The sequence below is a fragment of the Paenibacillus wynnii genome, from assembly GCF_000757885.1.
Lineage (GTDB): Bacteria > Bacillota > Bacilli > Paenibacillales > Paenibacillaceae > Paenibacillus_AQ > Paenibacillus_AQ wynnii.
In genome coordinates, this window is sequence record NZ_JQCR01000002.1 from 2,486,673 (window position 1) to 2,512,429 (window position 25,757).

The window sequence follows — 25,757 nt, forward strand, 5'->3', positions numbered from 1 at the left end:
ACGTGGTGGGGCCGTTTCTTCTTGTCCAAAACAACGACCTTGCAGAAAGTTAGTGATATTTATGGATAACAATCATGAAGAATCTCTGTTCGCTGTTCAGCGCCGGAGTGGAGATATAAGAACAACAGTCTATTGGGAGCTAAGCTCCACGAAGGATATAGCGGAGACTTCTGCTGATATTCAACGGGTGGATCAAAGGGACATTGCTGAGGCTGCAGCTATGCTTCGTAATGGCGGCACAGTAGCCTTTCCTACGGAGACCGTCTATGGTCTCGGGGCCGATGCCCGGAATACAGGGGCTGTAGAAGCGGTTTTTGCTGCCAAAGGACGTCCATCTGATAATCCTCTTATCGTGCATATTGCGGACCTCGATGCACTGGATGAATTAGTGACAGAGGTGCATCCGGTTGCTGTAGCATTGATGGAAGCATACTGGCCCGGACCGCTGACGCTGGTGCTTCCGCTCCGGCCGGGCGTATTGTCCCCGCTGGTAAGTGCGGGCTTAGATACGGTTGGTGTGCGGATACCCGATCATCCGGTTGCTCGGGCGCTGATCCGTGCATCCGGCTGTCCTGTAGCTGCGCCGAGTGCCAATCGCTCCGGCCGGCCAAGCCCGACTCTTGCATCCCATGTATTGGAAGACCTTTCCGGATATATCGGAGGTGTTCTGGACGGCGGTGCCGCAGGTGTCGGCTTAGAATCGACAGTAGTGCAGGTTCAGCCTGACGGCTCCGTTTCAATTCTTCGCCCCGGCGGGATAACCGCTGAGCAATTGTCTGCGGTCAGCGGTGCAGGCACGGTCGACAATACATCTGCGGAAGCCTTGGACTTCACGCCAAAGTCTGCTGCCCCGGTCTCACCGGGGACAGCAGACTTAAATGCCGCAGACGGGGAGTTCCCGGCCTCCGCTGCTACAGACAAGAACCCGGCGCCGCGCGCGCCGGGCATGAAGTACACGCACTACGCCCCGCGCGGCTGGCTTGGCGTAGTGGACGGCTCTTCGCCGCTTCGCGTAGCGGAAAGAGCCGCAAGCCTGCTGCAGGCTGCGCAGCTGAACGGCGAGATCACGGGCCTGCTCCTCTTCGATGAGCATATCGCCCTGTATCCCGCCGCTCCCGCAGCCTGCGTCACTTCCCTCGGCTCGTTAGACTCGCCGGAGGAAGCTGCCCGCTCCCTATATGCCGCGTTGCGGCGCTTCGATGAAGCGGGAGCGACTTACATTCTGGCCGAGGCCTGTCCGGTTACCGGCCTCGGTGCAGCCATTATGAACCGGCTGATGAAAGCCGCCGGTGGTACCCTAATCGACGCAGGTTGACATCTGCGTCCGCTGCAAATCTACCTTTAGTGTTCCCATAATATTGTCCTCGGCGTTTCCTGAGTTTCCCTTAGTCTTCCACTATCGAAATCAGACATTCATTCCAATCCCACCGAACGACTTTTCCAATCTGGCATGATTGCACCCTTGTCCGCATATCGTGGTTGTACAGGATATATGGGACATGGGGGTATGGGCATGGGTGTGGTGGAAGTATATGCCGGGTCGGGGCAGATCATAACAATTGCTATTATGGCGGTTGCTCTGGGGCTGGACGCTTTTTCGCTGGGCGTTGGTATCGGGATGAAGGGCATCCGTCTTCTGCATGTGCTGCAATTGAGCCTGTTCGTTGCCTTTTTTCACGTATTAATGCCTCTTTTTGGGTTGGTTACGGGGGATTACGTAGGACAATTATTGGGACAGGTAACACAATATGCAGCTGGAGGGCTCTTGCTTTTACTTGGAGGGCATATGATATTTAATTCCTTTCGTCCCGGTGACTCGGGGGGTCTGCAGGCTGTGGATCACCGCTCGCTTTGGGGGATGCTTCTGATTTCACTGAGTGTTAGTGTGGATTCCTTTTCCGTGGGGGTGTCATTGGGGATGTTCGTACAACATATCCTTTTGACAGTGCTGACCTTTGGGGCCTGCGGGGGATTGATGTCTATGGTGGGCTTGCTACTGGGGCGGCGTGTCAGTCGGGGTCTTGGAGATTATGGAGAAGCGATCGGCGGAGCGATCCTGCTGGGGTTTGGTTTGCTGTTCATCTTTTGATACAATAACTACATATTATATAAATCAGGAGGTGGATAAGCATGCTGCATATTTTATTCGTCTGCACCGGGAATACTTGCCGTAGTCCTATGGCTGAAGGCCTGTTGCGCAAACTCGCGCGGGAGCGGGGGGTTGACCTGGAAGTGCGGTCTGCGGGTGTATCCGCCATTACAGGAACCTCCGTTTCCAGACATGCCGCTGCTATATTGCGTGATGAAGGAATTAATGACGTTTCAACGTCTTCGCAGCTCAGCGAAGCTTTGGTCTCATGGGCTGATCTGGTGCTTACGCTTACCGGTGGACATAAACGGCATGTGCTACAGCATTTTCCCGGTACAGTATCCAAGACGCATACATTGAAGGAATATGTTGGAGATGAAGATGTCGTGGGCAAAGACCTACAGGAGCTGGATAGCTTGTATGCTCAAGCTGAACTGGAGATCTCATTGGGCGGTGATCCGGACCCGGTTGATTTACAGCGAATTATTGAAATACGTCAGCGGATACCGAGCTTTGATATCTCGGACCCTTTTGGCGGCTCGCTTGATGATTATGAGATCACTGCTGCTGAGATTCGTACAGCGCTGCATCAGTTGCTCGATAAGCTGGAAGTCCCGCGTTTATAATTGCCATCCGGTAGGTGGTTGCTTTTCACTTAGCTTTGTTTTAAGATAAGATTACAAATATCGGTTCCGATGTAACTGGCGACAACTGTGGATCAAACCACGATGGAGCATCGGAATAAACGGCCGGTCGCCTGGGCAAAAGAGCAAATCCGCAGCTACCTGCGGACTGCTCTTTTTTGTTTAAAATCTATAGATAACTAAGCTTTAACTCGTAAGGAGGAAAGGCGATGAATGAAGTCGTAAGGAAAGAATTGTCACTGTTTGAGGAAACCCTCTCTGTACTTAGAGAGCTAGCAGCTGTTGGGAAATTAGGTCATGGTAAGGTTGTTGTCGTCGGTGTGAGTACCAGTGAGGTCGCAGGTGTCCGTATTGGCACGGGCGGTGCACTCGAGGTGGCGGAGCAGTTGCTTAAGGGTGTGCGTCAGGCTTCGGAGGAATTTGGCTTTCATCCGGTATACCAGTGCTGTGAGCATTTGAACCGCGCACTCGTGATGGAACGTTCCTTGCTTGTCTCGCTCGGATTAAATGAAGTAACAGCCGTTCCCATACCTGGGGCAGGAGGTTCAATGGCTGCAGCAGCTTATAGTTCCATGGATGATCCGGTGCTTGCAGAAACGGTACAAGCCCATGCAGGAGTAGATATCGGTGAGACACTGATCGGTATGCATCTACGCCGAGTGGCAGTGCCCTTTAGACCCTCTTTGCGTTATATAGGAGAGGCGCGAGTGAATGCTGCTTGGAGCAGACCCCCGCTGGTTGGCGGAGAACGGGCTGTTTACCGCATCCCCAATGAAAGTGATTCGCAGCTTTGCGATTGACTGATAGAATTACATCAAACACACACCTAGGGAGGAAATAAGAATCATGGAACAATTGCGTAAGAGTGACCCGGCAGTATTGGAAGCAATGGGATTGGAACTGAAGCGTCAGCGTGCGAACATTGAGCTTATTGCCTCGGAGAATATCGTTAGTGAAGCGGTAATCGAAGCGATGGGATCTGTCCTCACGAACAAATATGCGGAAGGATACCCAGGTAAACGTTACTATGGCGGATGTGAAGATGTAGATATCGTTGAGAATCTTGCTCGTGATCGTGCCAAAGAATTGTTTGGTGCAGAACATGCCAATGTGCAGCCGCACTCCGGTGCGCAGGCGAATATGGCGGTATATCTCGCGGCCCTTAACCCTGGAGATACTGTACTGGGTATGAACCTGGCTCATGGCGGTCATTTAACACATGGCAGCCCTGTGAATGCTTCTGGCTTGCTTTATAACTTCGTAGCTTACGGAGTGCAGGAAGATACATTCCTTATTGATTATAATGAAGTTCGCAAATTAGCCTTCAAGCATCGTCCCCGTATGATTGTTGCTGGAGCAAGTGCATATCCGCGTACGATTGATTTTGAAGCTATGGCGTCTATTGCCAATGATGTTGGGGCGCTACTCTTTGTCGACATGGCGCATATTGCGGGTCTGGTAGCCGCAGGTCTTCATCCGAGTCCGATTCCACATGCTCATTTTGTTACCACAACTACCCACAAAACTCTTCGCGGTCCACGCGGCGGTCTGATTCTGTGCAAGCAAGCATGGGCGGCGGCTATTGATAAAGCCGTATTCCCGGGCTCCCAAGGCGGTCCGTTGATGCATGTTATTGCTTCCAAGGCAGTAGCCTTGGGTGAAGCTTTGCAACCGTCATTCAAAATCTACGCTCAGAATGTGGTGAATAATGCCAAAGTTTTGGCAGACACACTTGTAAATGAAGGTGTAAATATTGTTTCCGGAGGAACGGATAACCACCTAATGCTGCTGGATACTCGTAATCTCAACATTACAGGTAAAGATGCAGAGAAAGTATTAGATTCTATCGGAATTACTGTGAACAAAAACGCGATTCCTTTTGATCCTACAAGTCCGTTTGTAACTAGCGGTATTCGTATCGGTACACCTGCGGTTACTTCCCGAGGTATGGATGAGCAAGCCATGGTTGAAATCGGAGTGATCATTGCCAAAGTTCTGAAGCAACCTAAGGATGAAGCGACTCTGGCCGAAGCGGCTCGTAACGTTGCTAAGATTACTGAGAGATTCCCAATCTATCCTAATCTGCAATATTAAGTTCTGACTCGTAATCTTTTTACCTATAGGCTTCTGTAAGGTCCAGTTTTTCGGACTTTGCAGAAGTTTTTTTAAAATATAAGAATCTAAAATGAAAGTTCATGAAACTTTCAATAAAATGAGTGAAATAAATGTGAAAAGTATGAAAGTGCATGAATTCACACAAACTAATACGAATTTATCCGCTTCAGAGAAGATACATATCTGCCGATGAGTAAGCAAATCTTCCATAGATTAAATCTTCACTCGAAAATCGGTTCCTCGGTAGGTGAAAAGCAGAGCCGAGGGTGATATAATAGACAAGATTTATCTGCAGGAGCATTTCAACTTGCTGTTGTACAACAGACATACAAGTACCGGAGGGACAAGTTAATGGGAAAATTGGTGATTTGCGATCATCCTTTGATTCAGCACAAACTTACATTTATTCGCGATGTGCGAACCAACACGAAGGAGTTTAGGGAGCATGTCGATGAAGTTGCGACACTAATGGCTTATGAGATTACGCGTAATATTCCACTTGAGACGATTACGGTGCAAACACCTGTCGCTGAAACGGAAAGTAAGGTTATTTCAGGCAGAATGCTGGGTCTCATTCCTATTCTGCGCGCTGGATTAGGTATGTTGGAGGGCGTTCTCAAGCTGCTTCCGGCAGCAAAAGTAGGACATGTAGGATTGTTCCGTGATCCGGATACGCTTCAACCGGTAGAATACTACATAAAACTACCTACAGATGTACAAGAACGCGAATTGATTGTTATTGATCCGATGTTGGCTACAGGCGGCTCTGCCATTGCAGCTATTACATCCTTGAAGAACCGCGGCTGTACCCAGATTAAGATGATGAACCTGATTGCTGCGCCTGAAGGAGTTGCGGCTGTACAAGCTGCTCATCCAGATGTGGACATTTATGTAGCTGCCCTTGACGACCACCTGAATGAACACGGTTATATTGTTCCGGGACTAGGTGATGCAGGAGACCGTTTATACGGTACTAAGTAATACCAAAGAAGAGAAGGCTATAATGAGAGGGTAGGGGTTATGACCAAAATTAAAGTGATGACAATTTTCGGCGTGCGCCCCGAGGCGATCAAAATGGCGCCGCTGGTCCTAGAGCTGAACAAGCATTCGGAGCATATAGAGTCAATTGTATGTGTAACAGCGCAGCATAGGGAACTTCTTGATCAAGTATTAGAAGTATTCAAAATTACGCCGGATTACGATCTGGACGTTATGAAGAATCAACAAACCTTGAATGAGATCACCATTCGTGTTCTAGAAGGGCTTGAGCCCGTGCTTCGGGAAGTAAAGCCTGACCTAGTATTAGTACACGGTGATACCCTGACCACATTCCTGGCCAGCTACGCTTCATTTCTTCAACAAATTCAGGTTGGGCATGTGGAAGCAGGTCTTCGGACCTGGAACAAGCTTTCCCCGTATCCAGAGGAAATGAACCGACAATTGACAGGGGTTTTGGCGGATTTACACTTTGCTCCAACCGATTGGTCAGCGGGTAATCTGAGACAAGAGAATAAAAAAGAGTCAAGTATTTATATCACAGGCAATACCGTGACCGATGTGTTTCAATATACCGTACAGTCGGACTACCGACATCCTGTATTGGATTTTGCATCAGGAAAAAGACTTATTTTGATGACGGCGCACCGCAGAGAATCACAAGGCGAACCGCACCGTCATATTTTCCGTGCTGTCAAAAGAATCGCTGATGAATTTGAAGATGTCGCTATCGTATATCCCGTGCATCCGAGTCCTGCAGTGAAGGGACCGGCACATGAGATTTTAGGCGGACATCCGAGAATTAAGCTGATTGATCCATTGGATGTCGTTGACCTGCACAATTTTTATCCGCATACCCACTTAATTCTTACCGATTCCGGCGGTTTGCAAGAAGAAGCGCCATCCTTTGGAGTGCCGGTGCTTGTACTGCGTGATACGACGGAACGCCCGGAAGGAATTGAGGCTGGAACACTCGAGCTAGTGGGAACGGACGAGGAGAAGGTGTATCAACGGACACATGCTCTATTGACTGATAACGATCTATATCAGTCCATGAGTCGGGCCGCCAACCCGTACGGAGATGGAAAAGCTTCGGAAAGAATTGTCAATGCGATTTTACACCATTTTGGTGTGAAAGAAGAGCGTCCAGAGGAATTTCACAGAATGTTCACACAAAATAGCTAAAAAGTTTAAAACTAATATTCTGTAGCGATTGAATTTAACATACAGTGAAACTGTACGGTTTATATGGTTTTGGAACAGTTTGCTGTGATTATTTTCATGTTTTCAGGGCTTTTTGGGTAATGTTCAATGAATTGACAAAGAGTCTAGAAATTCAGTAAAATTAGTTGGGATTGTAGCCTATGAATGAACCGAAAGAGAATGACAGTCTTGTACGCACTGGACTTGTTATTGGCAGTGCAGGCACATTACTCGCCGCTTACATTATTATAGGTTTTTTTGTAGCGAGATGGCTGAAGGATTATCTTGAAGGACCCAGTTACTGGTTGGCTATAGGGACTATAACGGGAATGGTTCTTGGGATTGTTAACGTCGTCATGTTAATCAAAAAATTTTTGGGGGAGCAGAATGGATAATATGACTCCCATGATTAATGTTGTTACCAGAATAACTCTTGTTCTAATGGGGGGCTTGCTGGTGGGCTGGGTGTTTCATTATGATACCCGGACGATTACATTGGGTTTGACATTGGGTTTGATGGCAGGATTGGCTAACTTTCGTTATTTGGCAATGAAGATCCGCCTGGTAACGGAGACAGCAGCAACTAATGAACGTAAGACTTTCAGCCTCGGCTTTGCCACACGGATTTGTTTTGCAATTTTGGTCACGATGTTCTCGATCAAGATGGAGCATTTCTCGTTGGGAGCGACAATTGCCGGTCTGTTCATCCCCCAGCTTCTCGCTCTTCCTGCGGGGATATATCTGAGTATGAAGAATAAGCTTTAAGTCAGATTAATGGGAAAGGGGGGGAAATGATACTATGCATGATATGCCGTTAATTTATCTTGGAGGAATTCCTATAGACTTGTCTGCTGTACTGATGCTGGTGATCAGTTCATTAGTGGTTTTCATTATGGTGATGTTGTCGGTCCGCAATCTATCGGTCGAGAATCCGTCCAAGCTGCAGAATTTTATGGAGTGGGTTGTAGAATTTGTACAAGGTGTTATTGGCAGCGCTATGGACCTTAAGAAAGGGAAGCCTTACATATCTTTAGGGCTGACACTGATTCTGTTCATCTTTGTTTCCAATCTGCTCGGGTTGCCTTTCTCGGTCGTTACTGAAGCACATGAACCAGTTACAGTATTTGGGCACGTAATTGAGGCGACGAGAAACTTGGCCCACGGAGAGCACGTTGAGCTTCTGTGGTACAAGTCACCTACTGCCGACATTAACGTTACAGCAGGACTGGCCATTGTTGTGTTTGTATTAATGAATTATCTGGGCATCAAGCTTAATGGTAAACATTATTTCAAACACTATTTAGAGCCGTTTCCGGTCTTTCTGCCGCTCAATATTATTGAGAATCTGGCAAAACCGGTGGCACTGGCCATTCGTCTATTCGCTAACATTTTTGCAGGTGAAGTACTGATTACCGTTATCTTGAAACTGGGTATATTCAGTATTCCGTTTCTTGCAGTATGGCAGGGCTTCAGTATTTTTGTTGGAGCACTCCAAGCCTTCATCTTTACGATTCTGACGATGGTGTACATCGCACAGATGACGATTCACGAGGAAGACGCAGCACATTAATGAACTGCTGTGAATAAGACGGCATAGCCGCCGACTTACATTCGCAGGAGATATCTTATATCATTAAAATAATATGAACAGAAATTAAAGGAGGATATTTACAAATGGATTATTTAGCAGCAGCAATAGCAGTTGGTTTGGGCGCACTGGGTGCAGGTCTTGGTAACGGTATGATCGTTAGTAGAACAGTAGAATCCATCGCTCGTCAGCCGGAAGCTCGTAACGCTTTGCAGACAACAATGTTTATCGGTGTAGGTATCGTCGAAGTTATTCCTTTGGCAGCAACAGTTATTGCCTTCTTGATCATGTTCGCTTAGTATACAAGAAATTATTTGCAATAAATGATCCTTGTATTTCTCGCAGGAACGGGGTATAACCGTTTCTGCTTGATAAGCCGTATTTGTAGTTTGGCGGGGACGGCAAGGTGCCATCCGCGCCTTACTTTTGTATAGGTCCGCATGTCGCGGTAACGGAAGGGAGTGACCTCAGTGGAAATTGTTTGGACAAATATCATTTTCTCAATTGCAGCATTTGGGATTCTATATTTTGCGCTTAATAAATTTGCGTTCAGTAAGCTGTTTGCGGTAATGGAAACACGCCGTGAGTTAGTTATGCAGCAATTGGACGAAGCCGCAAAGACCAGAGAACAGGCGGTCGCCTACGTAGAGGAGCAGAAAAAGGCTCTGAATAGTGCACGTCAAGAAGCTCAGTCCATAATTCAACAATCCCAGATTACCAGCAATCAGCAGGTAGACCGGATTCTAGAACAGGCCAAAGCGGATGCATCTCGCGTTAAAGATGAAGCCGTACGTGATATTGAGAACGAGAAGACCAAAGCCGTTGAAGCGCTTCGCAGCGAAATCGGCATAGCTTCAGTACGCATTGCATCGAAGCTCCTTCAAAAAGAAGTTAGTGTGAACGCTGAACAAGAGCAGCTTGTGAACCAATACCTCAAAGAGGTGGGAGGCAGATCATGAGCCGGAATACGGTAATTGCCAAACGCTACGCCAAGGCATTGTACTCAGCAGCAGTGGAACAGGGAATTACGCTTGAAGTAGAAGAGCAGCTTAAGGCAATTGTCGAAACGCTGCATCTTGATGCCGAGGTAAAACGGTTCATTATCGCCCCGCGCATATCCCAGTCCGATAAACTGGCTGTGCTGCGAACAGTCCTTCAAGACAAGCTTTCTCCAATGGTGATGAACACAGTGGAGCTTCTTGTAGAGCGGGGCAGAACCGATATTTTTCCAGATCTGCTAGCCACGTATATCAAAATTGAGGGTGACGCTCTCGGCATTGGTGATGCGACAGTATACTCTACCTACGAGCTAAGCGAAACAGAACAAGCGGCAGTAGCTGCAGAATTTGGGCAATTGGTAAACCGTACAATTCGTGTCACGAATGTGGTTGACAAGAGCCTTCTGGGTGGACTAAAAGTCTATATTGGCGACACGCTATATGACGGCAGTCTGTCCGGTAAATTGGAACGTCTCGAGAAATCCTTTAATGATAAGCATAGAAGATAGGGGTGAGGGTATTGGGCATCAGACCTGAAGAGATCAGCACTTTGATCAAAAGTCAAATTGAGCAATATAAAGCCGATATCGAAGTTGCCGAAATCGGCACCGTCATTCAAGTCGGCGACGGTATCGCCCGTGTCTACGGATTGGAAAATGCAATGTCCGGCGAGCTGCTGGAGTTCTCTAATGGCGTAGTGGGTATGGCACTCAACCTGGAAGAAAGCAACGTTGGTGTTGTTATTCTGGGTGAGTACACGGAAATTCGTGAAGGCGACCAAGTGAAGCGCACGGGCAAGATTATGCAGGTTCCAGTGGGTGAGGCCATGCTGGGTCGTGTTGTTAATGCATTGGGACAGCCACTTGACGGCAAAGGTCCAATCGATACCACTGAATTCCGTCCGGTAGAGAGTAATGCACCAGGTGTTATCGACCGTAAATCAGTTCATGAGCCTATGCAAACAGGACTTAAAGCGATCGATGCCATGGTGCCAATCGGACGCGGACAGCGCGAATTGATTATCGGTGACCGTCAAACGGGTAAAACAGCGATTGCTATCGATGCGATCATTAACCAAAAGGGCAACGGCATGAAATGTATCTACGTTGCGATTGGTCAAAAACAATCCACAGTAGCACAGGTTGTAGAAACCCTCCGTCGTCATGGCGCTTTGGAATATACAATTGTTGTCACTGCATCAGCATCCGAGCCGTCTCCACTGTTGTTCCTTGCTCCATACGCAGGCTGCGCAATGGGCGAGTACTTCATGTACAAAGGCGAGCACGTCTTGATCATTTATGATGACCTTTCGAAGCAAGCATCTGCATACCGCGAATTGTCCTTGCTGCTTCGTCGTCCACCGGGTCGTGAAGCGTTCCCTGGTGACGTCTTCTACTTGCACTCCCGTCTTTTGGAGCGTGCCGCTAAGCTTAGTGATGCCCTTGGTGGTGGTTCATTAACCGCTCTACCATTCATCGAAACACAAGCCTCTGACGTATCGGCTTACATTCCAACAAACGTAATCTCGATTACAGATGGACAAATATTCCTTGAATCCGACCTTTTCTACTCCGGTCAACGTCCTGCGATTAACGTAGGTATCTCCGTATCGCGTGTAGGTGGCTCGGCGCAGATTAAAGCTATGAAGAAGGTTGCCGGCTCCCTCCGTTTGGATCTTGCCCAATACCGTGAGCTTCAGGCATTCTCCCAGTTTGGATCTGATCTCGATAAATCTACGCAGGCCCGTCTTAACCGCGGTGCTCGTATGATGGAGATTCTGAAGCAAGGCGTTAACCAACCGTTGTCTGTTGAGCATCAAGTAGTCAGCTTGTACACTGCGGTTAAAGGACATTTGGATGATATCCCTGTGAAAGATGTAAGACGCTTCGAAAAGGAATTTCTGGCGTTTGTTGAAAGCAGCGCATCTGAAGTTTTCCAATCGATCACAGATACAAAGGATTTAACAGCTGATAACGAAACTGCACTGAAAGCCGCCATTGAGAAGTTTAAAAGAGGCTTTGCTACTAGCTAATATAGATAACGTACGAACAAAGCTTTGACTTCGTCAAAGCTTAAGAGAATGCTTACGAAGTTAGCTTTGACTTCGTCAAAGCTCAAGAGAATGCTTACGAAGTTAGCTTTGACTTCGTCAAAGCCCAAGAGAATGCTTACGAAGTTAGCTTTGACTTCGTCAAAGCTTTAAGGTGGTGAAATCATGGCAAGAAGCATGCGTGATATTAAACGTCAAATCAAGAGCGTTCAAAACACCAGACAGATCACAAAAGCGATGGAGATGGTAGCTGCCTCTAAGTTGAGAAAGGCGCAGGAGAAAGCAGAAGCCGCCCGCCCTTACTCATTAAAGCTTAAAGAAGTGGTATCAAATATTGCTGCTGGTTCAGTTGATGGCATCGAGCATCCCATGTTGGTTAGTAGACCTGTGAAAAAGACAGCTTATCTGCTCGTAACCTCGGATAGAGGACTTGCGGGTGGTTACAATGCTAATATTTTACGCAAAGTGACCATGCTTATCGCAGAACGGCACACATCGAAGGATGAGTATGCGTTGTTCGTTATCGGTCGTAAGGGCCGTGACTTTTTACGTCGCCGTGAATACCCGATTGTAGAGGAAATCACCGAGCTTTCCGACACACCAAAGTTTGCTGACATTAAGTCGATTGCCTACTCTGCGGTACAGCAGTTCGAAGAAGGCGTATACGATGAGTTGTACATCTGTTACAACCGCTTCGTTAATGCGATTACCCAAGAGCCGACGGTTGATAGACTATTGCCGATGGACGGAGTTGGAAAAGCGAAGTCACATGAAGCAAATGCAAACTACGAATACGAGCCTTCACCGCAAGGTGTATTGGATGTACTTCTTCCAAAGTACGCCGAAACTTTAATCTACAGTGCAATTCTGGACGGAAAAGCCAGTGAACTGGGTGCGAAGATGACGGCGATGGGTAGTGCAACGAAGAATGCGTCCAAAATGATCGGAGAACTTACACTTACGTATAACCGTGCTCGTCAGGCGGCAATTACGCAGGAAATTACCGAGATCGTGGCCGGAGCTAACGCGCAGTCTTGATGTATAGGCAAGTTAAGCTGATCGCTTAACTTTGCCTGATTATTATAAAGAAACGGGTGTCGTAGAGCGTGTGGTAGTATCGCTCGCCACGGGAGCGTATGTTTCCCATTGGACGGCATAGGCGTTTCTTCTTATGTAACAGCTTTCGAGGAGGGAAACAAAGATGAACAAAGGACGCGTTGTAAGCATTATGGGTGCGATTGTTGATATTGAATTTGAACGCGGTCAGCTGCCCGAGATATTCAACGCTATCAAAATTGAAACCAGCTTGGAAAATGGCCGCAAGATAGATTTAACACTTGAGGTTTCCAATCATCTGGGAGATAACCAGGTGCGTTGTATCGCCATGTCTACCACAGATGGATTGGTTCGTGGATTAGATGCAATTGACCTTGGAGGACCTATTTCGGTTCCTGTTGGGGAAGCTACTCTGGGCCGTATATTTAACGTACTTGGTAACCCTATTGATAACGCTGGTGAAGTAATTGCTACGCAAAGAAACCCAATTCATCGCCTTGCACCAACTTTTGATGAATTGTCCACACAAGCAGAGATTTTGGAAACTGGAATTAAAGTTATCGATTTGCTTGCACCTTACGCTAAAGGCGGTAAAGTTGGATTGTTCGGCGGTGCCGGCGTTGGTAAAACAGTAACTATTCAAGAGTTGATCAATAACATCGCCCAAGAACACGGCGGTATTTCCGTATTCGCAGGTGTGGGTGAGCGGACTCGTGAAGGTAATGACTTGTACCATGAAATGACCGATTCCGGCGTTATCAAGAAAACAGCGATGGTATTCGGACAAATGAATGAGCCGCCGGGTGCACGCTTGCGTGTAGCTCTGACGGGTCTGACCATGGCGGAATATTTCCGTGATGTTGAAGGCCGCGATACGCTGCTCTTTATCGATAACATATTCCGCTTTACCCAAGCGGGTTCTGAAGTATCTGCATTGCTTGGTCGTATGCCTTCTGCGGTAGGTTATCAGCCAACGCTAGCTACTGAAATGGGTCAGCTGCAGGAACGCATTACTTCCACCAAAAAGGGTTCGGTTACTTCTATTCAAGCGATCTACGTACCAGCGGATGACTATACTGACCCCGCTCCAGCAACGGCATTTGCCCACTTGGACGCAACAACCAACTTGGAGCGTAAAATCTCCGAGAAGGGTATCTTCCCGGCCGTAGATCCGCTGGCATCAAGCTCACGCTTGCTGGCTCCGGAAATTGTTGGTGAAGAGCATTACAATGTGGCGCAAGGCGTTAAACAGCTGCTGCAGCGTTATACCGAGCTTCAAGACATCATTGCCATTCTTGGTATGGATGAGCTGAGTGAGGAAGATAAGGTTATTGTAGCCCGCGCCCGTAAGGTGGAACGCTTCTTGTCGCAGCCTTTCCACGTGGCAGAGCAGTTCACCGGATTTAAAGGCAAATATGTGCCGATTAAAGAAACGGTTCGCAGCTTCAAGGAGATTCTGGATGGCAAACATGATGATCTTCCGGAAGTAGCCTTCCTGTTTGTGGGCACGATTGAAGAAGCGGTTGAAAAAGCGAAATCGCTGTAAACCAAGCTTCAGATGATGCTTTCGATGCCAGCTTTACTTCGTAAAGCTTTGAGGAGGAATGGAAGTGAATACCTTTTTATTGGAAATTGTCACGCCGGAACGCCTCGTATATTCCAAGCAGGTTAATAGCTTGACGGTACGTGGTATAGAAGGTGCGCTGGGCATTTTGCCGGGACACATTCCGTTTGTAACTCCGCTTCAGGTTGCTCCGTTATCCGTCAAATCGGACGGTGTTACGATCTCAATAGCCGTTCATGGCGGTTTTGTTGAAGTGCATAAAGATAAAGTTACAGTACTGGCTGAAAGTGCAGAGCTTCCTGTAGATATTGATCTGGAACGTGCCGAAGCAGCTAGAGAGCGGGCTGAGCGTCGTCTTCAGACTCGGAACAAGCAGGAAGATATTGATCTTGGCCGTGCGGAGCTTGCGCTCCAACGTGCGGTTACACGGATTAAGGTGTCCACAGGAAAAGGACAACAATAGTGGTGAAAAGCGGTCAAGCCCATGGCTTGACCGCTTTTTTTAACCAATCTGATCCTTAAGAACTACCTAATTCAGAACTTATGTACGGTATGAAAATTAGAACCTATGAATTTTACAAAAGTACTGGATTCTTTTCCCCTTGACAAGTATGATATAAGAGTCGATTTCCGAGTAAGCTACATACGGAGGTTTAAGATGGATGAAATGTTGTCCGATGCGTTAACTAATGCAGCTGGAACCAGTGGATTAGTGTCAATGATAGTATCTTTACTCTGTGTTGTGTTATCTTGGTGGGCATTGCAGAACCTTAAGCTCGATTTGTTCATAAGATATCCCAAGAGCCCACAAGGGCGTCTACTGCATTTGTTGTTAGCCATAGTCTTAGGTCATTTCGTCGCAGGATTCTTTTTGGACTATCTGAATTGGAGTGGCCAAATCCGCTTTATGTTTTAACAACGGACGGTTCGGTTATAAATGTCATAGGTCTTTCGCGAAAAACCGCAGAATAATAACAATTTATTATGTCAACACTGAAATTTAAGGATTCTTCTCGGTAAACGAGACGAATTGCAATGAAATGACAACTTGTAGCATATGACTTTTTTATTTATTTTAAACAAGAAATAATGGGCGCGGAGGGAACCAAAATGAGTAAATTTATCGTCCGCGGTGGCATCAGATTGACCGGGAGCGTGAAAGTAAGCGGCGCAAAAAATTCCGTACTACCGATCATAGCCGCCTCACTATTGGCAGAAGAAGGAGTAAGCGTGATTGTTGACGCACCTCCACTCGATGATGTTATGACAATTAGCAAGGTCTTGGAATCTCTGGGTGCAGAGGTTACATACAAGAACGATATCATTCAGGTGGATGCCAGAAACTTATCTTCTTGTGAAGCACCTTACGAATGGGTGCGCAAAATGCGGGCTTCATTTTTGGTAATGGGTCCTCTTTTATCTAGATATGGCCGCACAAGAATATCCTTACCGGGTGGTTGTGCGATTGGAACACGTCCCATTGATCAGCATCTAAAAGGTTTTGAGGCACTTGGTGCAGAAATTAGTCTCGGCCAAGGGTACATTGAAGCGAAAAGCAACGGTCGATTACGCGGCGCCAAGATATACTTGGATGTAGCAAGTGTAGGTGCGACCGAAAATATAATGATGGCGGCTACTCTGGCAGAAGGCGTGACCGTTATCGAAAATGCAGCAAAAGAGCCGGAAATTGTCGATTTGGCGAACTACCTGAACGGCATGGGCGGTATTGTGCGCGGTGCTGGAACAGGTGTTATCCGTATTGAAGGCGTTGAACGGCTCCATGGTGTCAAACATCATGTAATTCCAGATCGTATCGAAGCTGGAACATACATGGTAGCAGCAGCAATTACAGGCGGAGACGTGTATGTAGAGGGTGCCATTGCGGATCATCTAGGGCCGGTTATTTCCAAGATGGAAGAAATGGGAGTTACCATTATTCCTGACGAGAACGGGATACGGGTAATCAGCGATAAGCCGTTAAAAGCTGTCGATTTGAAAACTCTGCCGTATCCAGGCTTCCCGACAGATATGCAATCGCAAATGATGGCTTTGCTTCTGCATTCGGAAGGTACGAGTGTCGTAACCGAAACTGTATTTGAGAATCGCTTTATGCATGTTGACGAGTTCCACAATATGAATGCTGAGATCAAGATCGAAGGACGTTCCGCGATTGTTACAGGGAATGCCCGTCTGGTTGGAGCAAAAGTATGTGCTACGGATCTTCGTGCAGGCGCAGCAATGATCCTTGCAGGTCTTGTAGCTGAGGGCACTACAGAAGTAAGCGGCACACATCATATCGACCGCGGCTACGTTCATTTGGCGGAGAAGCTGTCAGGTCTAGGCGCGGATATCTGGCGGATTACGATGGATGAGCCAGCGGTACAGACAGCGAAGGAAGAAGCTGTAAAGGCCGAATCGCACAAAAGCGAAGAGGTCAAGCAACGGTTCCAAATTCAACCTACTTGGGTGTAACATTACCCTATCTAAAAGCCCCCCTGCAGTTTATTGCAGAAGGGGCTTTTTTTGCATTTGGTCGATACCTTAGCTCATCTTTATCTTAAGAAAAGATCGCAATTGATAGGTGCAGAATCATGCACTTTATACAACAATTTGTCGTATGGAGCGCTTGTACCAGTAAATTCCTGCACTCTGTACAACAATTTGGCCTACGTGGTATCTGAAGAGAGTGGATTCCTGCACTTTGTACAACAATCACGCGCATGGAGCGCTTGTACCAGTAGATTCCTGCACTCTGTACAACAATTTGGCCTACGTGGTATCTGAAGAGAGTGGATTCCTGCACTTTGTACAACAATCACGTGCATGGAGCGCTTGTACCAGCAGAATCCTGCACTCTGTGCAATAATTTGGCCTAAGTGGCATCTGAAGAGAGTGCATTCCTGCACTTTGTACAACAATCACGTGCATGGAGCGCTTGTACCAGCAGAATCCTGCACTCTGTGCAATAATTTGGCCTAAGTGGCATCTGAAGAGAGTGCATTCCTGCACTTTGTACAACAATTAGGTGTCTGGCCCTTACTATGACGTTTTTTTCTATTTGCGTATTCTCCCCATCTTTAAGCCCCCCGATTCATCTCTATCCCTATGTGTGTATTTCGATTTGATTTAGAAAGAGCTCATACTGGAAATTAGTTATAAAATCAACTCTGCATCAACTCTCTTTCTCTCATTTGGCGTTCTATCACTTGTCTGATTTTCATATCTATAAGAAATCAGGAGTGACATTGAAAGGAGCCATAGAGATGAAAGATTTCCGTGATTGGCGGCGACGCAAAATGACACCGCGGTGGTTCCGTCCACGGCGCGGCACCTTACGGAGCGGCAACACGCGGCTCCGGCGTCTGGCCCCCGCCGCCTGGCTTGCAGCCCCGCTGCTGGCGGCGCTGCTTCTGCCGCTGGCTGTGATCCCTCTAGAGCGGGATCACACGGCACCCCCGGCCGTGCCGGAGGCTACGGCCCAGCCGGCTGGGCCGGAACTCCCAGTGGCTGCGGTAGATGCCCCGCAGCCGGAGGTCTCCGTCTATTTGTCGCGGAGCGGACAAATCGAAAGCCTGCCGCTGGAGGACTACGTCACCGGCGTCATTGCGGCCGAAATGCCGGCGGACTTTGAGCTTGAAGCGCTCAAAGCCCAGGCCGTCGCGGCCCGCACCTTTATCTTGCGTCGCCTTGTGGCCGGCGACGTCAGCGGTGTGCCCGTTCCGGGCGCGAATGTAACCGATACGGTCAGCCACCAGGCTTACGTATCGAAGGACACGCTGGAACAGCAGTGGGAGCGCGGCGGCAAGAGCGCCGCACTGGCCAAGCTTCGCCGCGCGGTCAAAGAGACGCGCGGCGTGATCATGACCTACAAAGGCAAGCCGATTACGGCGTCCTTTTTCGCCTCCAGCGGAGGATATACTGAGAACTCGGAGGACTACTGGAGTGCGGCTGTTCCTTATCTGCGCAGTGTGGCAAGTCCTTGGGAGAAAGAAATCACACCCAATTATAAAGTTACCTATACGTTCAGCGCTGCAGAACTGCTGTCCAAACTGGGAGTCAACATATCATCTACCAAAGATTCTATTCCGGTATCCGGAGAGTCTTCTGAACGGTTGAAAACACAATCTTTGTCTACTTCCTCCGGTGGATCTCCACTTATAAAAGTAATATCCCGAACTACCGGGCATCATATTAAAGAGATTTCAATCGGTGGCGTAGTATTTACGGGGAGGGAAGTACGAGAGAAGCTTGAATTGAGATCTACCCAGTTTACCTGGAGTATTCATGGCACCCAAATCGAGATAACCACTTACGGTAATGGACATGGTGTCGGCATGAGTCAGTGGGGAGCGAACGGAATGGCGAGAGAAGGAAAGACGGCTACTCAAATTCTCAAACACTACTATAGTGGAGTTTCCTTCAACCAAGTCTCAACTCTTCTGAAAAAATAACTTAGAAGATACGTATAAAACTCAATAGCTCGGTAACACTGGTTATTGAGGTGATAGATTATGAATGAACAAAACAAAAACAAACCAAACCATGAAGAGTCTCTCAAAAAATCACAGGGAGAATCGGGCGCAAAGCCTTCTTCATGGAACAGACTGTTATCTAAACGGTGGGTATTCCCGGCAGTCTACACAGCGGCAGCGGCAATTATACTAACCTTGGTGTGGTTCTATCAGGATGCAGGCCAAAAGCCGCTGACTGGGGACACCGCCGCCGTTGTATCACAACAGGAGGCAGGCACATCTGCTGGCACTAGTGATGCTGTGAGCGGGGGTCCTGAAGCCGTAGAGGTTGTTGCCAATACCGAAGATATGGTCTGGCCGGTTAGTAATCCAACGGAAGTGAAAGTCGTTAAGCCGTTTTATGATGTGAACGGAACGGAACAGAATCACGAAGAGGCCATGGTGCAGTTTAATAACACCTTTGTGCCGAATGTCGGAATCGATATTGCCCGTGAGGATAAACAGGTCTTTGATGTCAAAGCTGCGCTTAGCGGTGAAGTTACAAGAGTAGAGGATGTTCCTGTGATGGGTACAATCATTGAAATCACCCACCCGGGTAATCTCAAGACTGTATATCAAAGCGTGGGAGATACTAAAGTTAAGCAAGGCGACGATGTGAAGCAGGGGGATTTGCTAGCAACAGCAGGCCGTAACGAGATTGAGAAAAGTCTCGGCAATCATGTGCACTTTGAAGTGTACGAAGATGGCGCGGTTATGAATCCTTCGGAAATACTTCCGCAACAATAAATGCGTACTAAAGACAGGGGACAGGGGACTATAGTCCCCTGTCTTTTTTAATTATTTAAAAACTGCAAAATGCTTGTGGTTAGCCCTTTTAAGAGTTGTCCACCAAATAAAATGAGCCCCCCTAAGCTTGTCATGTCCTGAAAGCGCGAATATATAGGCCCGCCCCTCATATAATGTACCAAACTATCCACAGTTGGGAGGCGGGAGCGTGCACGATTACATCAAGGAACGTACGATCAAAATCGGACGCTGCATCGTGGAAACCAGGCACACGGTCCGGACCATAGCCAAGGAATTTGGCGTTTCAAAGAGTACAGTGCATAAAGACTTGACCGAGCGTTTGCCGGAGATTAACCCTGATCTGGCTGATCAAGTGAAGCACATTCTCGAATATCACAAATCGATTCGTCATCTGCGGGGGGGAGAAGCAACAAAAATAAAATATAAAAAAACAACAGGAAAAAAGCGTGAAGTTTCTGTAGCGTCAAAGTCATAACATTTTCGCATTTATAAGGAATAATTCAGTTATAATACATTGTGCCTATCCCCTAAAGTATGGTATTTTTAAATTTAGTACTACCTACCTTTATTTCTGTCGAAAATAACACTTTGGGGGCTCTTTCACTATGTTTAGCAAGGATATCGGAATCGATCTCGGCACGGCCAATGTGCTTATTCATGTCAAAGGGAGGGGAGTCGTTCTGGATGAACCCTCCGTGGTCACGCTTGAATGTGATACGAAGAGAGTTCTTGCGGTGGGAGAGCAGGCACGTCGTATGGTTGGACGCACACCTGGGAATATCGTAACGATCCGTCCACTTCGGGATGGCGTTATCGCTGATTTTGAAATTACTGAAATGATGTTGAAATATTTCATCGATCGAGTAGGTGGCCGGACCTGGTATTCACGTCCCCGCATTCTGATCTGCGCTCCTACGAATATTACATCCGTAGAACAGAAATCTATCCGTGAAGCCGCGGAGCGCAGCGGGGCGAAGGAAGTATTCATGGAGGAAGAGCCCAAAGCCGCTGCTATCGGAGCGGGTATGGATATTTATCAACCTAGCGGGAATATGGTCGTCGATATTGGCGGCGGAACGACGGATGTGGCCGTGCTTTCTATGGGCGACGTCGTTACCGCCTCTTCGATTAAAGTTGCAGGGGACAAGTTCGACGAAGCCATTTTAAAATATATTAAGCAAAAATACAAATTATTGATCGGGGAACGCACGGCAGAGGATGTAAAGCTATCCATTGGTACGGTGCACCCTAGCGGAATGAAAGGTGAGATGGATATTCGCGGCCGCGATATGGTAAGCGGGCTGCCCCGAACCCTCACTATCTCATCCAGTGAAGTAAAAGAAGCGTTATGGGATCCGGTCTCATCCATAGTGGCTGCGGCTAAATCTGTATTGGAAAGAACCCCGCCTGAACTCTCAGCCGATATCATTGATCGGGGTGTTATTTTAACTGGCGGCGGTGCACTGCTGAATGGATTGGACGAGCTGCTAGCCCACGAGTTGCGTGTTCCGGTGTGGGTGGCTGAAGACCCGATGCATTGTGTGGTTAAAGGTACAGGCATAATGCTGGATCATTTGGACAAAGTCATTAAGAAAAAATTCTAAGCGGCCGATATATAAGTTAGAAGCTTAGGAAGGGGACTGCCTTCATGTTAAGAGGACTTTATACAGCAGCTGCAGGAATGATTACGCAGCAGCGCAGACATGATACAGCTACACAAAATATTGCCAATTTAAATACAACAGGCTACAAGCAGGTAGATAGTGTCAGTCATGCTTTTCCGGATGTTCTGATTGCAGCCATGCAGAACGGTACCACCAAGAATATCGGACGTTTAAATACAGGTGTGTTTGCCGAGCAATCGGTATCCCAGTTTCTACAGGGAGATCTTATTGAAAGCGGTAAAACCGTTGATTTTGCATTATCTACGGATTTACAGATCGTGGATCCGGCCACCAATATGCCTATGATTTTTGACGGCTCGGGTAAGCATATCAGTGCTGAAGGGGAAGTTACGTATAAACCGCAGGCCTTTTTTACAGTGCAGGATAATGAGGGTAATAAATTATTTACTCGTAACGGTAAATTTTCAGTAAGTCCGACTGGCGAGGTACTTAGCGTTGGAGGTTTCAAAGTACTTGACGGAAATGGTCAGCCATTGATGCTTAACGGCCCTGAGGATCGACTCAAGGTGGACGGGCAGGGCTATTTAATAGATAATAATACTGGGCAAAGATCGAATAGCAAAATCGGCATCAGTGTCGTTACCAAGCCAATGGATTTGGTTCGTGACGGGAACGGTGTATTCCATGTAGAGGATCCCGAGGCTGCACAGATTCGTTTCACTGATGCCAATGATAATATGCAAGTGCGTCAGGGGTATCTAGAGAATTCCAACGTAGATGCTACTCAGGTAACGGTGGATATGAATGCTGCATTCCGAGCGTATGAAGCTAACCAGAAGGTTATCCAATATTATGACTCAAGCCTGCAGAAGGCTGTAAATGAAGTTGGCAGAGTATAGGAGGTTAACCCATGAACAACTCGACAATCGGCGCATCCGTCTCTTTGTCCAGTCTGCAACAGCGACTGGATATTATTGCCGATAACATCGCCAATCTTAATACCAACGGCTATAAGAGTAAGGAAGGTTCCTTCGAGGATGTACTAACTCGGGTGCAGCAGCAATCCGATGACTACAAATTGCCTGGACGAAGTATGCCCTTGGGTTTTAATATCGGGTTTGGCGTTCGTGTACCTTCGATTACGAATAACTGGGAAGAGGGTACGCTCAAACAAACGGGTATTCCTACGGATTTGTCGCTGCAAGGCAACGGTTTGTTCGGTGTTCAAGTCAATGGCGGTATAGCTTATACACGCCAGGGGGATTTTCATTTTACTCCAGACCCCGCTAACGCTGATAATATGCTTTTGGTTGATAATACCGGAAACACTGTACTGAATACGGACAAAAAACCAGTTACAGTCCCAGTTGGTATGAACGTGGCTATCGATGAGACAGGTCAGATCTTGATGAAGAAAAATGAGAATGATCCTGCTGTATCAGCGGGGAGAATATTGATTGTTGAACCGTCCAGCAGGGATTCCCTGCAAGCGGTAGACGGGAACTTCTATGTGTTGGCGGATGGTGTGACGGAGCAGCAAGCTTTTGTCCAAAGAGCCGCAGGTGAAGCAACCGATGTTGGGGTACGGTCGGGGTGGCTGGAGCAATCAAACGTTGACTTAAGCAAGGAAATGACGGAAATGATGCAGATTCAGCGCACCTATCAGCTGGCAGCCAAGGCGTTATCCTCCAGCGACCAGATGCAAGGCCTGGCTAATAACATGCGCGGGTAGGTGAAGCAATTGAATAAGGAAGAGACCGGCCAAGAAGAACCTAAACAGCCGGTACAGCGCAGGATTCCAGTATGGGGAATCATTCAGGTGTTTCTGATTCCTATACTGCTTATAGCTGCACTTGGTGGCGGATTGGCTGTAGGATACGTAATATTGGGTAAGAAGGAACTGGCAGATGTGTTCGAGTGGAGCACATGGAAGCATGTATATGATCTGGTTTTTGCTCCATAAATATAGTTTTAGGACTCCCTTGTTATACAGGGGAGTTTTCTTTTTTATGCGGAAATATGTATAATAAGGTGGGTCTAACGAATGTAAAAAAAGGGCCCTCTCCGCCATGCTGCACTTAAGCGGTGGAGAAAGCCCCTTATCTGAACCTCCACTTCTGCAGGGGGGTGAAGGATAGATATAGTTTTTGCCGAAGGTGCCTAAATTTATGCATCCCGCCAAAGAATAATTAAGATACTAGCTGATTCCAAGGAGGAGTCTTATCACTATGCTGAATGTTAATCAAATTCAAGAAATTATTCCCCACCGGCCTCCATTTCTGTTGGTGGACAAAATCACTGAGATTGAAATGGGAAAAAGAGCAGTAGGTATTAAGAATGTTACAGTTAATGAACCGTTCTTTGTGGGCCATTTTCCCGGATATCCGGTGATGCCAGGCGTTCTGATTACAGAGGCGCTGGCACAGGTCGGAGCGGTCGCAATTTTGGGACTTGAAGCTAACCGCGGCAAGATAGGTTTTCTGGCAGGACTGGACGGTTTCCGCTTTCGGGGCCAGGTCGTTCCGGGAGATACCTTGCATCTAGAAGTCGAGATTACACGCCTTAAGGGAAGCATCGGAAAAGGTCAGGCTACCGCGTCCGTGGACGGTAAGGTTGTGGCTTCCGGGGAAATTATGTTTGCGCTTAGTTAATTCATAAACACAACATATATGGAGAAGGAGAGATTCATATGACTCAGTTAAGCCCACAAGCCTTAGAAACCTTGGAACGTTGGCTCCAGGACCCTTTAGTCGATGAAGCTACGAAGGGAGAGCTCCGCGCCTTAGAGAACGACCCGAAGGAACTTGAGGAACGCTTTTACAGAGATTTGGAATTTGGTACAGGGGGTCTGCGCGGTGTGATTGGTGCGGGCAGCAACCGGATTAACCGTTATACTGTTGGGAGAGCAACTCAAGGCTTCGCTAAATATATACTAGAACAATATAATGGTGAGGGTAGCCCCTCTGTTGTTATTGCCCATGACTCGCGCCGCTTCTCCCCTGAATTCACACTGGAGGCAGCTCTTGTGCTTGCGGGTAACGGGATTAAGACGCATTTGTTCCCATCCCTGCGTTCTACACCGCAGCTCTCATTCAGTGTTCGCGACTTGAAGGCAACAGGCGGAATTGTTATTACGGCTAGCCACAATCCACCTGAATATAATGGCTACAAAGTGTATAATGCCGATGGTGGACAATTAATTCCGGATGAAGCTGAGAAAGTCATTTCCTACATACAACAGGTTGATTCCTTTGATGCAGTGAAACGCATCTCACGGGAAGAGGCGGAGAGCCAAGGCTTGCTGCATTGGCTTGGTGAGCAGGAGGACGAGGCCTTTACGGATACAGTAGCCAGTGTTAGTGTAGCCCGGGAAGAGATTACATCCTCTCTAGGTCGTAATTTTAAGATCGTATATACTCCTTTGCATGGTACCGGCAATATTCCGGTTCGTTCAGTTCTTTCCAAAATTGGTTTTACTGAGGTATTCGTTGTACCGCAGCAGGAAGAGCCGGATTCCGAATTCTCTACAGTAAAGTCGCCTAACCCTGAAGAGCGGGAAGCTTTTACTTTAGCTATGGAGCTTGGTGAGGAACTGAATGCTGATCTATTGATTGGTACAGACCCGGATGCTGACCGTATGGGTGCAGTGGTGCGGGACAAGGATGGCAAGTTTGTGGTTCTATCCGGCAATCAATCCGGCGCCTTGATGATCCATTATTATTTGAGCCGTTTGCAGGAGCAGGGAAAACTGCCGGCAAATGGAGCAGTGGTGAAGACGATAGTAACCAGTGAGATGGGGGCCGCTGTAGCGAGCCATTATGGAGCAACAGTGTTCAACACCCTTACCGGATTCAAATATATCGGTGAAAAAATGACACAGTTCGAAGCATCCGGTGAATACACGTATCTTTTCGGTTATGAGGAAAGCTACGGCTATCTTGCAGGAACTTATGCCCGTGATAAAGATGCTGTATTAGCGGCTATGTTAATCGCTGAAGCAGGTGCTTATTATAAAGCTCAGGGTAAAACTCTTTATGATGTACTGCAGGAACTGTACGAAAAATTCGGTTATTTCCTGGAGAGCCTAGAATCACGGACACTCAAGGGAAAAGACGGCGTGGCACAGATTCAGGGGATTATGAACGATTGGCGCAGCAACCCTCCGCAGGAAATTGCGGGTACGGCTGTTAGCGAAATTCAGGATTACTCCTTGGGAATTAACGGACTGCCAAAGGAAAACGTATTGAAATATTTGCTCGCTGACGGCTCATGGTTCTGCTTGCGTCCTTCTGGAACAGAACCGAAGATCAAGGTTTATTTTGCAGTACGGGGTGAATCACTGCAGAATGCCAAGGACAAAGTGGCTGCGCTCACTGTGCAGGTCATGGGACGTGTTGACGGTAACAACTAATATAGAATAGAGATTATGTAATTTTTAAAATATCTTTCGAAGAAACGGATGCCTCTGTATATAGGACGGCAAAGCCGTTTCTTCTTGAAATATAAGAAGTTTAAGTTTCAATTTATACTTTTTTTCTTATATTTTTACG

General features: G+C 47.4%; 28 protein-coding genes and 1 riboswitch. All 28 genes read left to right on the plus strand.

Annotated elements, in window-relative coordinates; genetic code table 11:
- Nucleotides 1–61 precede the first annotated feature (61 nt).
- The 28 genes from PWYN_RS13750 to PWYN_RS13885 all read left to right on the plus strand — a co-directional run bounded on the left by PWYN_RS13750 (nt 62) and on the right by PWYN_RS13885 (nt 25,618).
- Nucleotides 62–1,315 carry an L-threonylcarbamoyladenylate synthase gene (locus tag PWYN_RS13750; protein ID WP_036653855.1) on the plus strand — a complete coding sequence of 418 codons (1,254 nt, stop codon included), beginning with the start codon at nt 62–64 and terminating at the stop codon, nt 1,313–1,315.
- Nucleotides 1,316–1,513: 198 nt separating this feature from the next.
- Nucleotides 1,514–2,089 carry a manganese efflux pump MntP gene (locus tag PWYN_RS13755; RefSeq protein WP_036652537.1) on the plus strand — a complete coding sequence of 192 codons (576 nt, stop codon included), beginning with the start codon at nt 1,514–1,516 and terminating at the stop codon, nt 2,087–2,089.
- 41 nt (nt 2,090–2,130) lie between these two features.
- The gene (locus PWYN_RS13760) at nt 2,131–2,715 is read left to right on the plus strand and encodes a low molecular weight protein arginine phosphatase (protein WP_036652538.1); all 585 of its coding nucleotides are present in this window, start codon (nt 2,131–2,133) and stop codon (nt 2,713–2,715) included.
- Nucleotides 2,716–2,776: 61 nt separating this feature from the next.
- Nucleotides 2,777–2,859: riboswitch (ZMP/ZTP riboswitch) on the plus strand.
- An 83-nt stretch (nt 2,860–2,942) separates the two neighbouring features.
- Entirely contained in the window at nt 2,943–3,533 is a 591-nt protein-coding gene (locus tag PWYN_RS13765) for a TIGR01440 family protein (protein WP_036652540.1), read from the plus strand.
- A 43-nt stretch (nt 3,534–3,576) separates the two neighbouring features.
- On the plus strand, nt 3,577–4,827 hold the full coding sequence (locus PWYN_RS13770) for a serine hydroxymethyltransferase (protein WP_036652542.1): 1,251 nt from the start codon (nt 3,577–3,579) through the stop codon (nt 4,825–4,827).
- Between the two features lie 372 nt (nt 4,828–5,199).
- Entirely contained in the window at nt 5,200–5,829 is a 630-nt protein-coding gene (gene upp / locus PWYN_RS13775) for a uracil phosphoribosyltransferase (protein ID WP_036652544.1), read from the plus strand.
- Between the two features lie 39 nt (nt 5,830–5,868).
- Nucleotides 5,869–7,029 (plus strand): non-hydrolyzing UDP-N-acetylglucosamine 2-epimerase, encoded by a 1,161-nt coding sequence (gene wecB / locus PWYN_RS13780; protein ID WP_036652546.1) that lies wholly within the window; start codon nt 5,869–5,871, stop codon nt 7,027–7,029.
- Between the two features lie 179 nt (nt 7,030–7,208).
- Complete coding sequence (locus PWYN_RS13785; protein WP_036652548.1) at nt 7,209–7,442, plus strand: AtpZ/AtpI family protein; 234 nt, start codon at nt 7,209–7,211, stop codon at nt 7,440–7,442.
- Nucleotides 7,435–7,812 carry an ATP synthase subunit I gene (locus tag PWYN_RS13790; protein WP_036652550.1) on the plus strand — a complete coding sequence of 126 codons (378 nt, stop codon included), beginning with the start codon at nt 7,435–7,437 and terminating at the stop codon, nt 7,810–7,812. The genes PWYN_RS13785 and PWYN_RS13790 overlap by 8 nt, the downstream gene beginning before the upstream one ends.
- A gap of 34 nt (nt 7,813–7,846) precedes the next feature.
- Nucleotides 7,847–8,617: a F0F1 ATP synthase subunit A gene (atpB, locus tag PWYN_RS13795; protein ID WP_036652552.1), complete on the plus strand. Its 771-nt coding sequence runs from the start codon at nt 7,847–7,849 to the stop codon at nt 8,615–8,617.
- A 104-nt stretch (nt 8,618–8,721) separates the two neighbouring features.
- Nucleotides 8,722–8,934, plus strand: a complete 213-nt coding sequence (atpE, locus tag PWYN_RS13800; protein WP_036652555.1) for a F0F1 ATP synthase subunit C — start codon at nt 8,722–8,724, stop codon at nt 8,932–8,934.
- Nucleotides 8,935–9,105: 171 nt separating this feature from the next.
- Nucleotides 9,106–9,594, plus strand: a complete 489-nt coding sequence (gene atpF, locus PWYN_RS13805; RefSeq protein ID WP_036652557.1) for a F0F1 ATP synthase subunit B — start codon at nt 9,106–9,108, stop codon at nt 9,592–9,594.
- Nucleotides 9,591–10,142, plus strand: coding sequence for a F0F1 ATP synthase subunit delta (locus tag PWYN_RS13810; protein WP_036652560.1), 552 nt, complete (start codon nt 9,591–9,593; stop codon nt 10,140–10,142). The genes atpF and PWYN_RS13810 overlap by 4 nt, the downstream gene beginning before the upstream one ends.
- A gap of 11 nt (nt 10,143–10,153) precedes the next feature.
- On the plus strand, nt 10,154–11,665 hold the full coding sequence (gene atpA / locus PWYN_RS13815; RefSeq protein ID WP_036652562.1) for a F0F1 ATP synthase subunit alpha: 1,512 nt from the start codon (nt 10,154–10,156) through the stop codon (nt 11,663–11,665).
- Between the two features lie 183 nt (nt 11,666–11,848).
- The gene (gene atpG, locus PWYN_RS13820; RefSeq protein ID WP_036652563.1) at nt 11,849–12,721 is read left to right on the plus strand and encodes an ATP synthase F1 subunit gamma; all 873 of its coding nucleotides are present in this window, start codon (nt 11,849–11,851) and stop codon (nt 12,719–12,721) included.
- Nucleotides 12,722–12,884: 163 nt separating this feature from the next.
- Nucleotides 12,885–14,285 carry a F0F1 ATP synthase subunit beta gene (atpD, locus tag PWYN_RS13825; protein WP_036652564.1) on the plus strand — a complete coding sequence of 467 codons (1,401 nt, stop codon included), beginning with the start codon at nt 12,885–12,887 and terminating at the stop codon, nt 14,283–14,285.
- Nucleotides 14,286–14,349: 64 nt separating this feature from the next.
- Nucleotides 14,350–14,766 (plus strand): F0F1 ATP synthase subunit epsilon, encoded by a 417-nt coding sequence (locus PWYN_RS13830; RefSeq protein WP_036652565.1) that lies wholly within the window; start codon nt 14,350–14,352, stop codon nt 14,764–14,766.
- Nucleotides 14,767–14,961: 195 nt separating this feature from the next.
- Nucleotides 14,962–15,219 carry a DUF1146 family protein gene (locus PWYN_RS13835; protein ID WP_036652567.1) on the plus strand — a complete coding sequence of 86 codons (258 nt, stop codon included), beginning with the start codon at nt 14,962–14,964 and terminating at the stop codon, nt 15,217–15,219.
- A gap of 194 nt (nt 15,220–15,413) precedes the next feature.
- Nucleotides 15,414–16,775 carry a UDP-N-acetylglucosamine 1-carboxyvinyltransferase gene (gene murA, locus PWYN_RS13840; RefSeq protein WP_036652569.1) on the plus strand — a complete coding sequence of 454 codons (1,362 nt, stop codon included), beginning with the start codon at nt 15,414–15,416 and terminating at the stop codon, nt 16,773–16,775.
- A 791-nt stretch (nt 16,776–17,566) separates the two neighbouring features.
- Nucleotides 17,567–18,754, plus strand: a complete 1,188-nt coding sequence (spoIID, locus tag PWYN_RS13845) for a stage II sporulation protein D (protein WP_036652571.1) — start codon at nt 17,567–17,569, stop codon at nt 18,752–18,754.
- A gap of 60 nt (nt 18,755–18,814) precedes the next feature.
- A complete protein-coding gene (locus PWYN_RS13850) occupies nt 18,815–19,561 on the plus strand; it encodes a M23 family metallopeptidase (RefSeq protein ID WP_036652574.1) in 747 nt (248 codons plus the stop codon).
- Nucleotides 19,562–19,769: 208 nt separating this feature from the next.
- Nucleotides 19,770–20,057 carry a sporulation transcriptional regulator SpoIIID gene (gene spoIIID / locus PWYN_RS13855; RefSeq protein WP_036652576.1) on the plus strand — a complete coding sequence of 96 codons (288 nt, stop codon included), beginning with the start codon at nt 19,770–19,772 and terminating at the stop codon, nt 20,055–20,057.
- A 130-nt stretch (nt 20,058–20,187) separates the two neighbouring features.
- Nucleotides 20,188–21,186: a rod shape-determining protein gene (gene mreB / locus PWYN_RS13860; protein WP_036652577.1), complete on the plus strand. Its 999-nt coding sequence runs from the start codon at nt 20,188–20,190 to the stop codon at nt 21,184–21,186.
- 44 nt (nt 21,187–21,230) lie between these two features.
- On the plus strand, nt 21,231–22,106 hold the full coding sequence (locus tag PWYN_RS13865; protein WP_036652578.1) for a flagellar hook-basal body protein: 876 nt from the start codon (nt 21,231–21,233) through the stop codon (nt 22,104–22,106).
- A gap of 11 nt (nt 22,107–22,117) precedes the next feature.
- Complete coding sequence (locus PWYN_RS13870) at nt 22,118–22,939, plus strand: flagellar hook-basal body protein (RefSeq protein WP_036652579.1); 822 nt, start codon at nt 22,118–22,120, stop codon at nt 22,937–22,939.
- A gap of 9 nt (nt 22,940–22,948) precedes the next feature.
- Entirely contained in the window at nt 22,949–23,170 is a 222-nt protein-coding gene (locus PWYN_RS13875) for a DNA-directed RNA polymerase subunit beta (RefSeq protein WP_036652582.1), read from the plus strand.
- Nucleotides 23,171–23,435: 265 nt separating this feature from the next.
- Nucleotides 23,436–23,858, plus strand: a complete 423-nt coding sequence (gene fabZ / locus PWYN_RS13880; RefSeq protein WP_036652584.1) for a 3-hydroxyacyl-ACP dehydratase FabZ — start codon at nt 23,436–23,438, stop codon at nt 23,856–23,858.
- A gap of 38 nt (nt 23,859–23,896) precedes the next feature.
- Nucleotides 23,897–25,618, plus strand: a complete 1,722-nt coding sequence (locus PWYN_RS13885; protein WP_036652586.1) for a phospho-sugar mutase — start codon at nt 23,897–23,899, stop codon at nt 25,616–25,618.
- Nucleotides 25,619–25,757 lie beyond the last annotated feature (139 nt).

What these genes read in the sequence shown, in the direction of transcription:
- upp (WP_036652544.1), top strand. Translation starts at nt 5,200, where the DNA reads ATGGGAAAATTGGTGATTTGCGATCATCCTTTGATTCAGCACAAACTT.
- wecB (WP_036652546.1), top strand. Translation starts at nt 5,869, where the DNA reads ATGACCAAAATTAAAGTGATGACAATTTTCGGCGTGCGCCCCGAGGCG.
- PWYN_RS13760 (WP_036652538.1), top strand. Translation starts at nt 2,131, where the DNA reads ATGCTGCATATTTTATTCGTCTGCACCGGGAATACTTGCCGTAGTCCT.
- PWYN_RS13850 (WP_036652574.1), top strand. Translation starts at nt 18,815, where the DNA reads ATGAATGAACAAAACAAAAACAAACCAAACCATGAAGAGTCTCTCAAA.
- fabZ (WP_036652584.1), top strand. Translation starts at nt 23,436, where the DNA reads ATGCTGAATGTTAATCAAATTCAAGAAATTATTCCCCACCGGCCTCCA.
- PWYN_RS13835 (WP_036652567.1), top strand. Translation starts at nt 14,962, where the DNA reads ATGGATGAAATGTTGTCCGATGCGTTAACTAATGCAGCTGGAACCAGT.
- PWYN_RS13790 (WP_036652550.1), top strand. Translation starts at nt 7,435, where the DNA reads ATGGATAATATGACTCCCATGATTAATGTTGTTACCAGAATAACTCTT.
- PWYN_RS13765 (WP_036652540.1), top strand. Translation starts at nt 2,943, where the DNA reads ATGAATGAAGTCGTAAGGAAAGAATTGTCACTGTTTGAGGAAACCCTC.
- atpB (WP_036652552.1), top strand. Translation starts at nt 7,847, where the DNA reads ATGCATGATATGCCGTTAATTTATCTTGGAGGAATTCCTATAGACTTG.
- PWYN_RS13755 (WP_036652537.1), top strand. Translation starts at nt 1,514, where the DNA reads ATGGGTGTGGTGGAAGTATATGCCGGGTCGGGGCAGATCATAACAATT.
- PWYN_RS13785 (WP_036652548.1), top strand. Translation starts at nt 7,209, where the DNA reads ATGAATGAACCGAAAGAGAATGACAGTCTTGTACGCACTGGACTTGTT.
- PWYN_RS13810 (WP_036652560.1), top strand. Translation starts at nt 9,591, where the DNA reads ATGAGCCGGAATACGGTAATTGCCAAACGCTACGCCAAGGCATTGTAC.
- spoIID (WP_036652571.1), top strand. Translation starts at nt 17,567, where the DNA reads ATGAAAGATTTCCGTGATTGGCGGCGACGCAAAATGACACCGCGGTGG.
- PWYN_RS13865 (WP_036652578.1), top strand. Translation starts at nt 21,231, where the DNA reads ATGTTAAGAGGACTTTATACAGCAGCTGCAGGAATGATTACGCAGCAG.
- atpE (WP_036652555.1), top strand. Translation starts at nt 8,722, where the DNA reads ATGGATTATTTAGCAGCAGCAATAGCAGTTGGTTTGGGCGCACTGGGT.
- murA (WP_036652569.1), top strand. Translation starts at nt 15,414, where the DNA reads ATGAGTAAATTTATCGTCCGCGGTGGCATCAGATTGACCGGGAGCGTG.
- atpG (WP_036652563.1), top strand. Translation starts at nt 11,849, where the DNA reads ATGGCAAGAAGCATGCGTGATATTAAACGTCAAATCAAGAGCGTTCAA.
- atpD (WP_036652564.1), top strand. Translation starts at nt 12,885, where the DNA reads ATGAACAAAGGACGCGTTGTAAGCATTATGGGTGCGATTGTTGATATT.
- mreB (WP_036652577.1), top strand. Translation starts at nt 20,188, where the DNA reads ATGTTTAGCAAGGATATCGGAATCGATCTCGGCACGGCCAATGTGCTT.
- PWYN_RS13885 (WP_036652586.1), top strand. Translation starts at nt 23,897, where the DNA reads ATGACTCAGTTAAGCCCACAAGCCTTAGAAACCTTGGAACGTTGGCTC.
- PWYN_RS13870 (WP_036652579.1), top strand. Translation starts at nt 22,118, where the DNA reads ATGAACAACTCGACAATCGGCGCATCCGTCTCTTTGTCCAGTCTGCAA.
- PWYN_RS13750 (WP_036653855.1), top strand. Translation starts at nt 62, where the DNA reads ATGGATAACAATCATGAAGAATCTCTGTTCGCTGTTCAGCGCCGGAGT.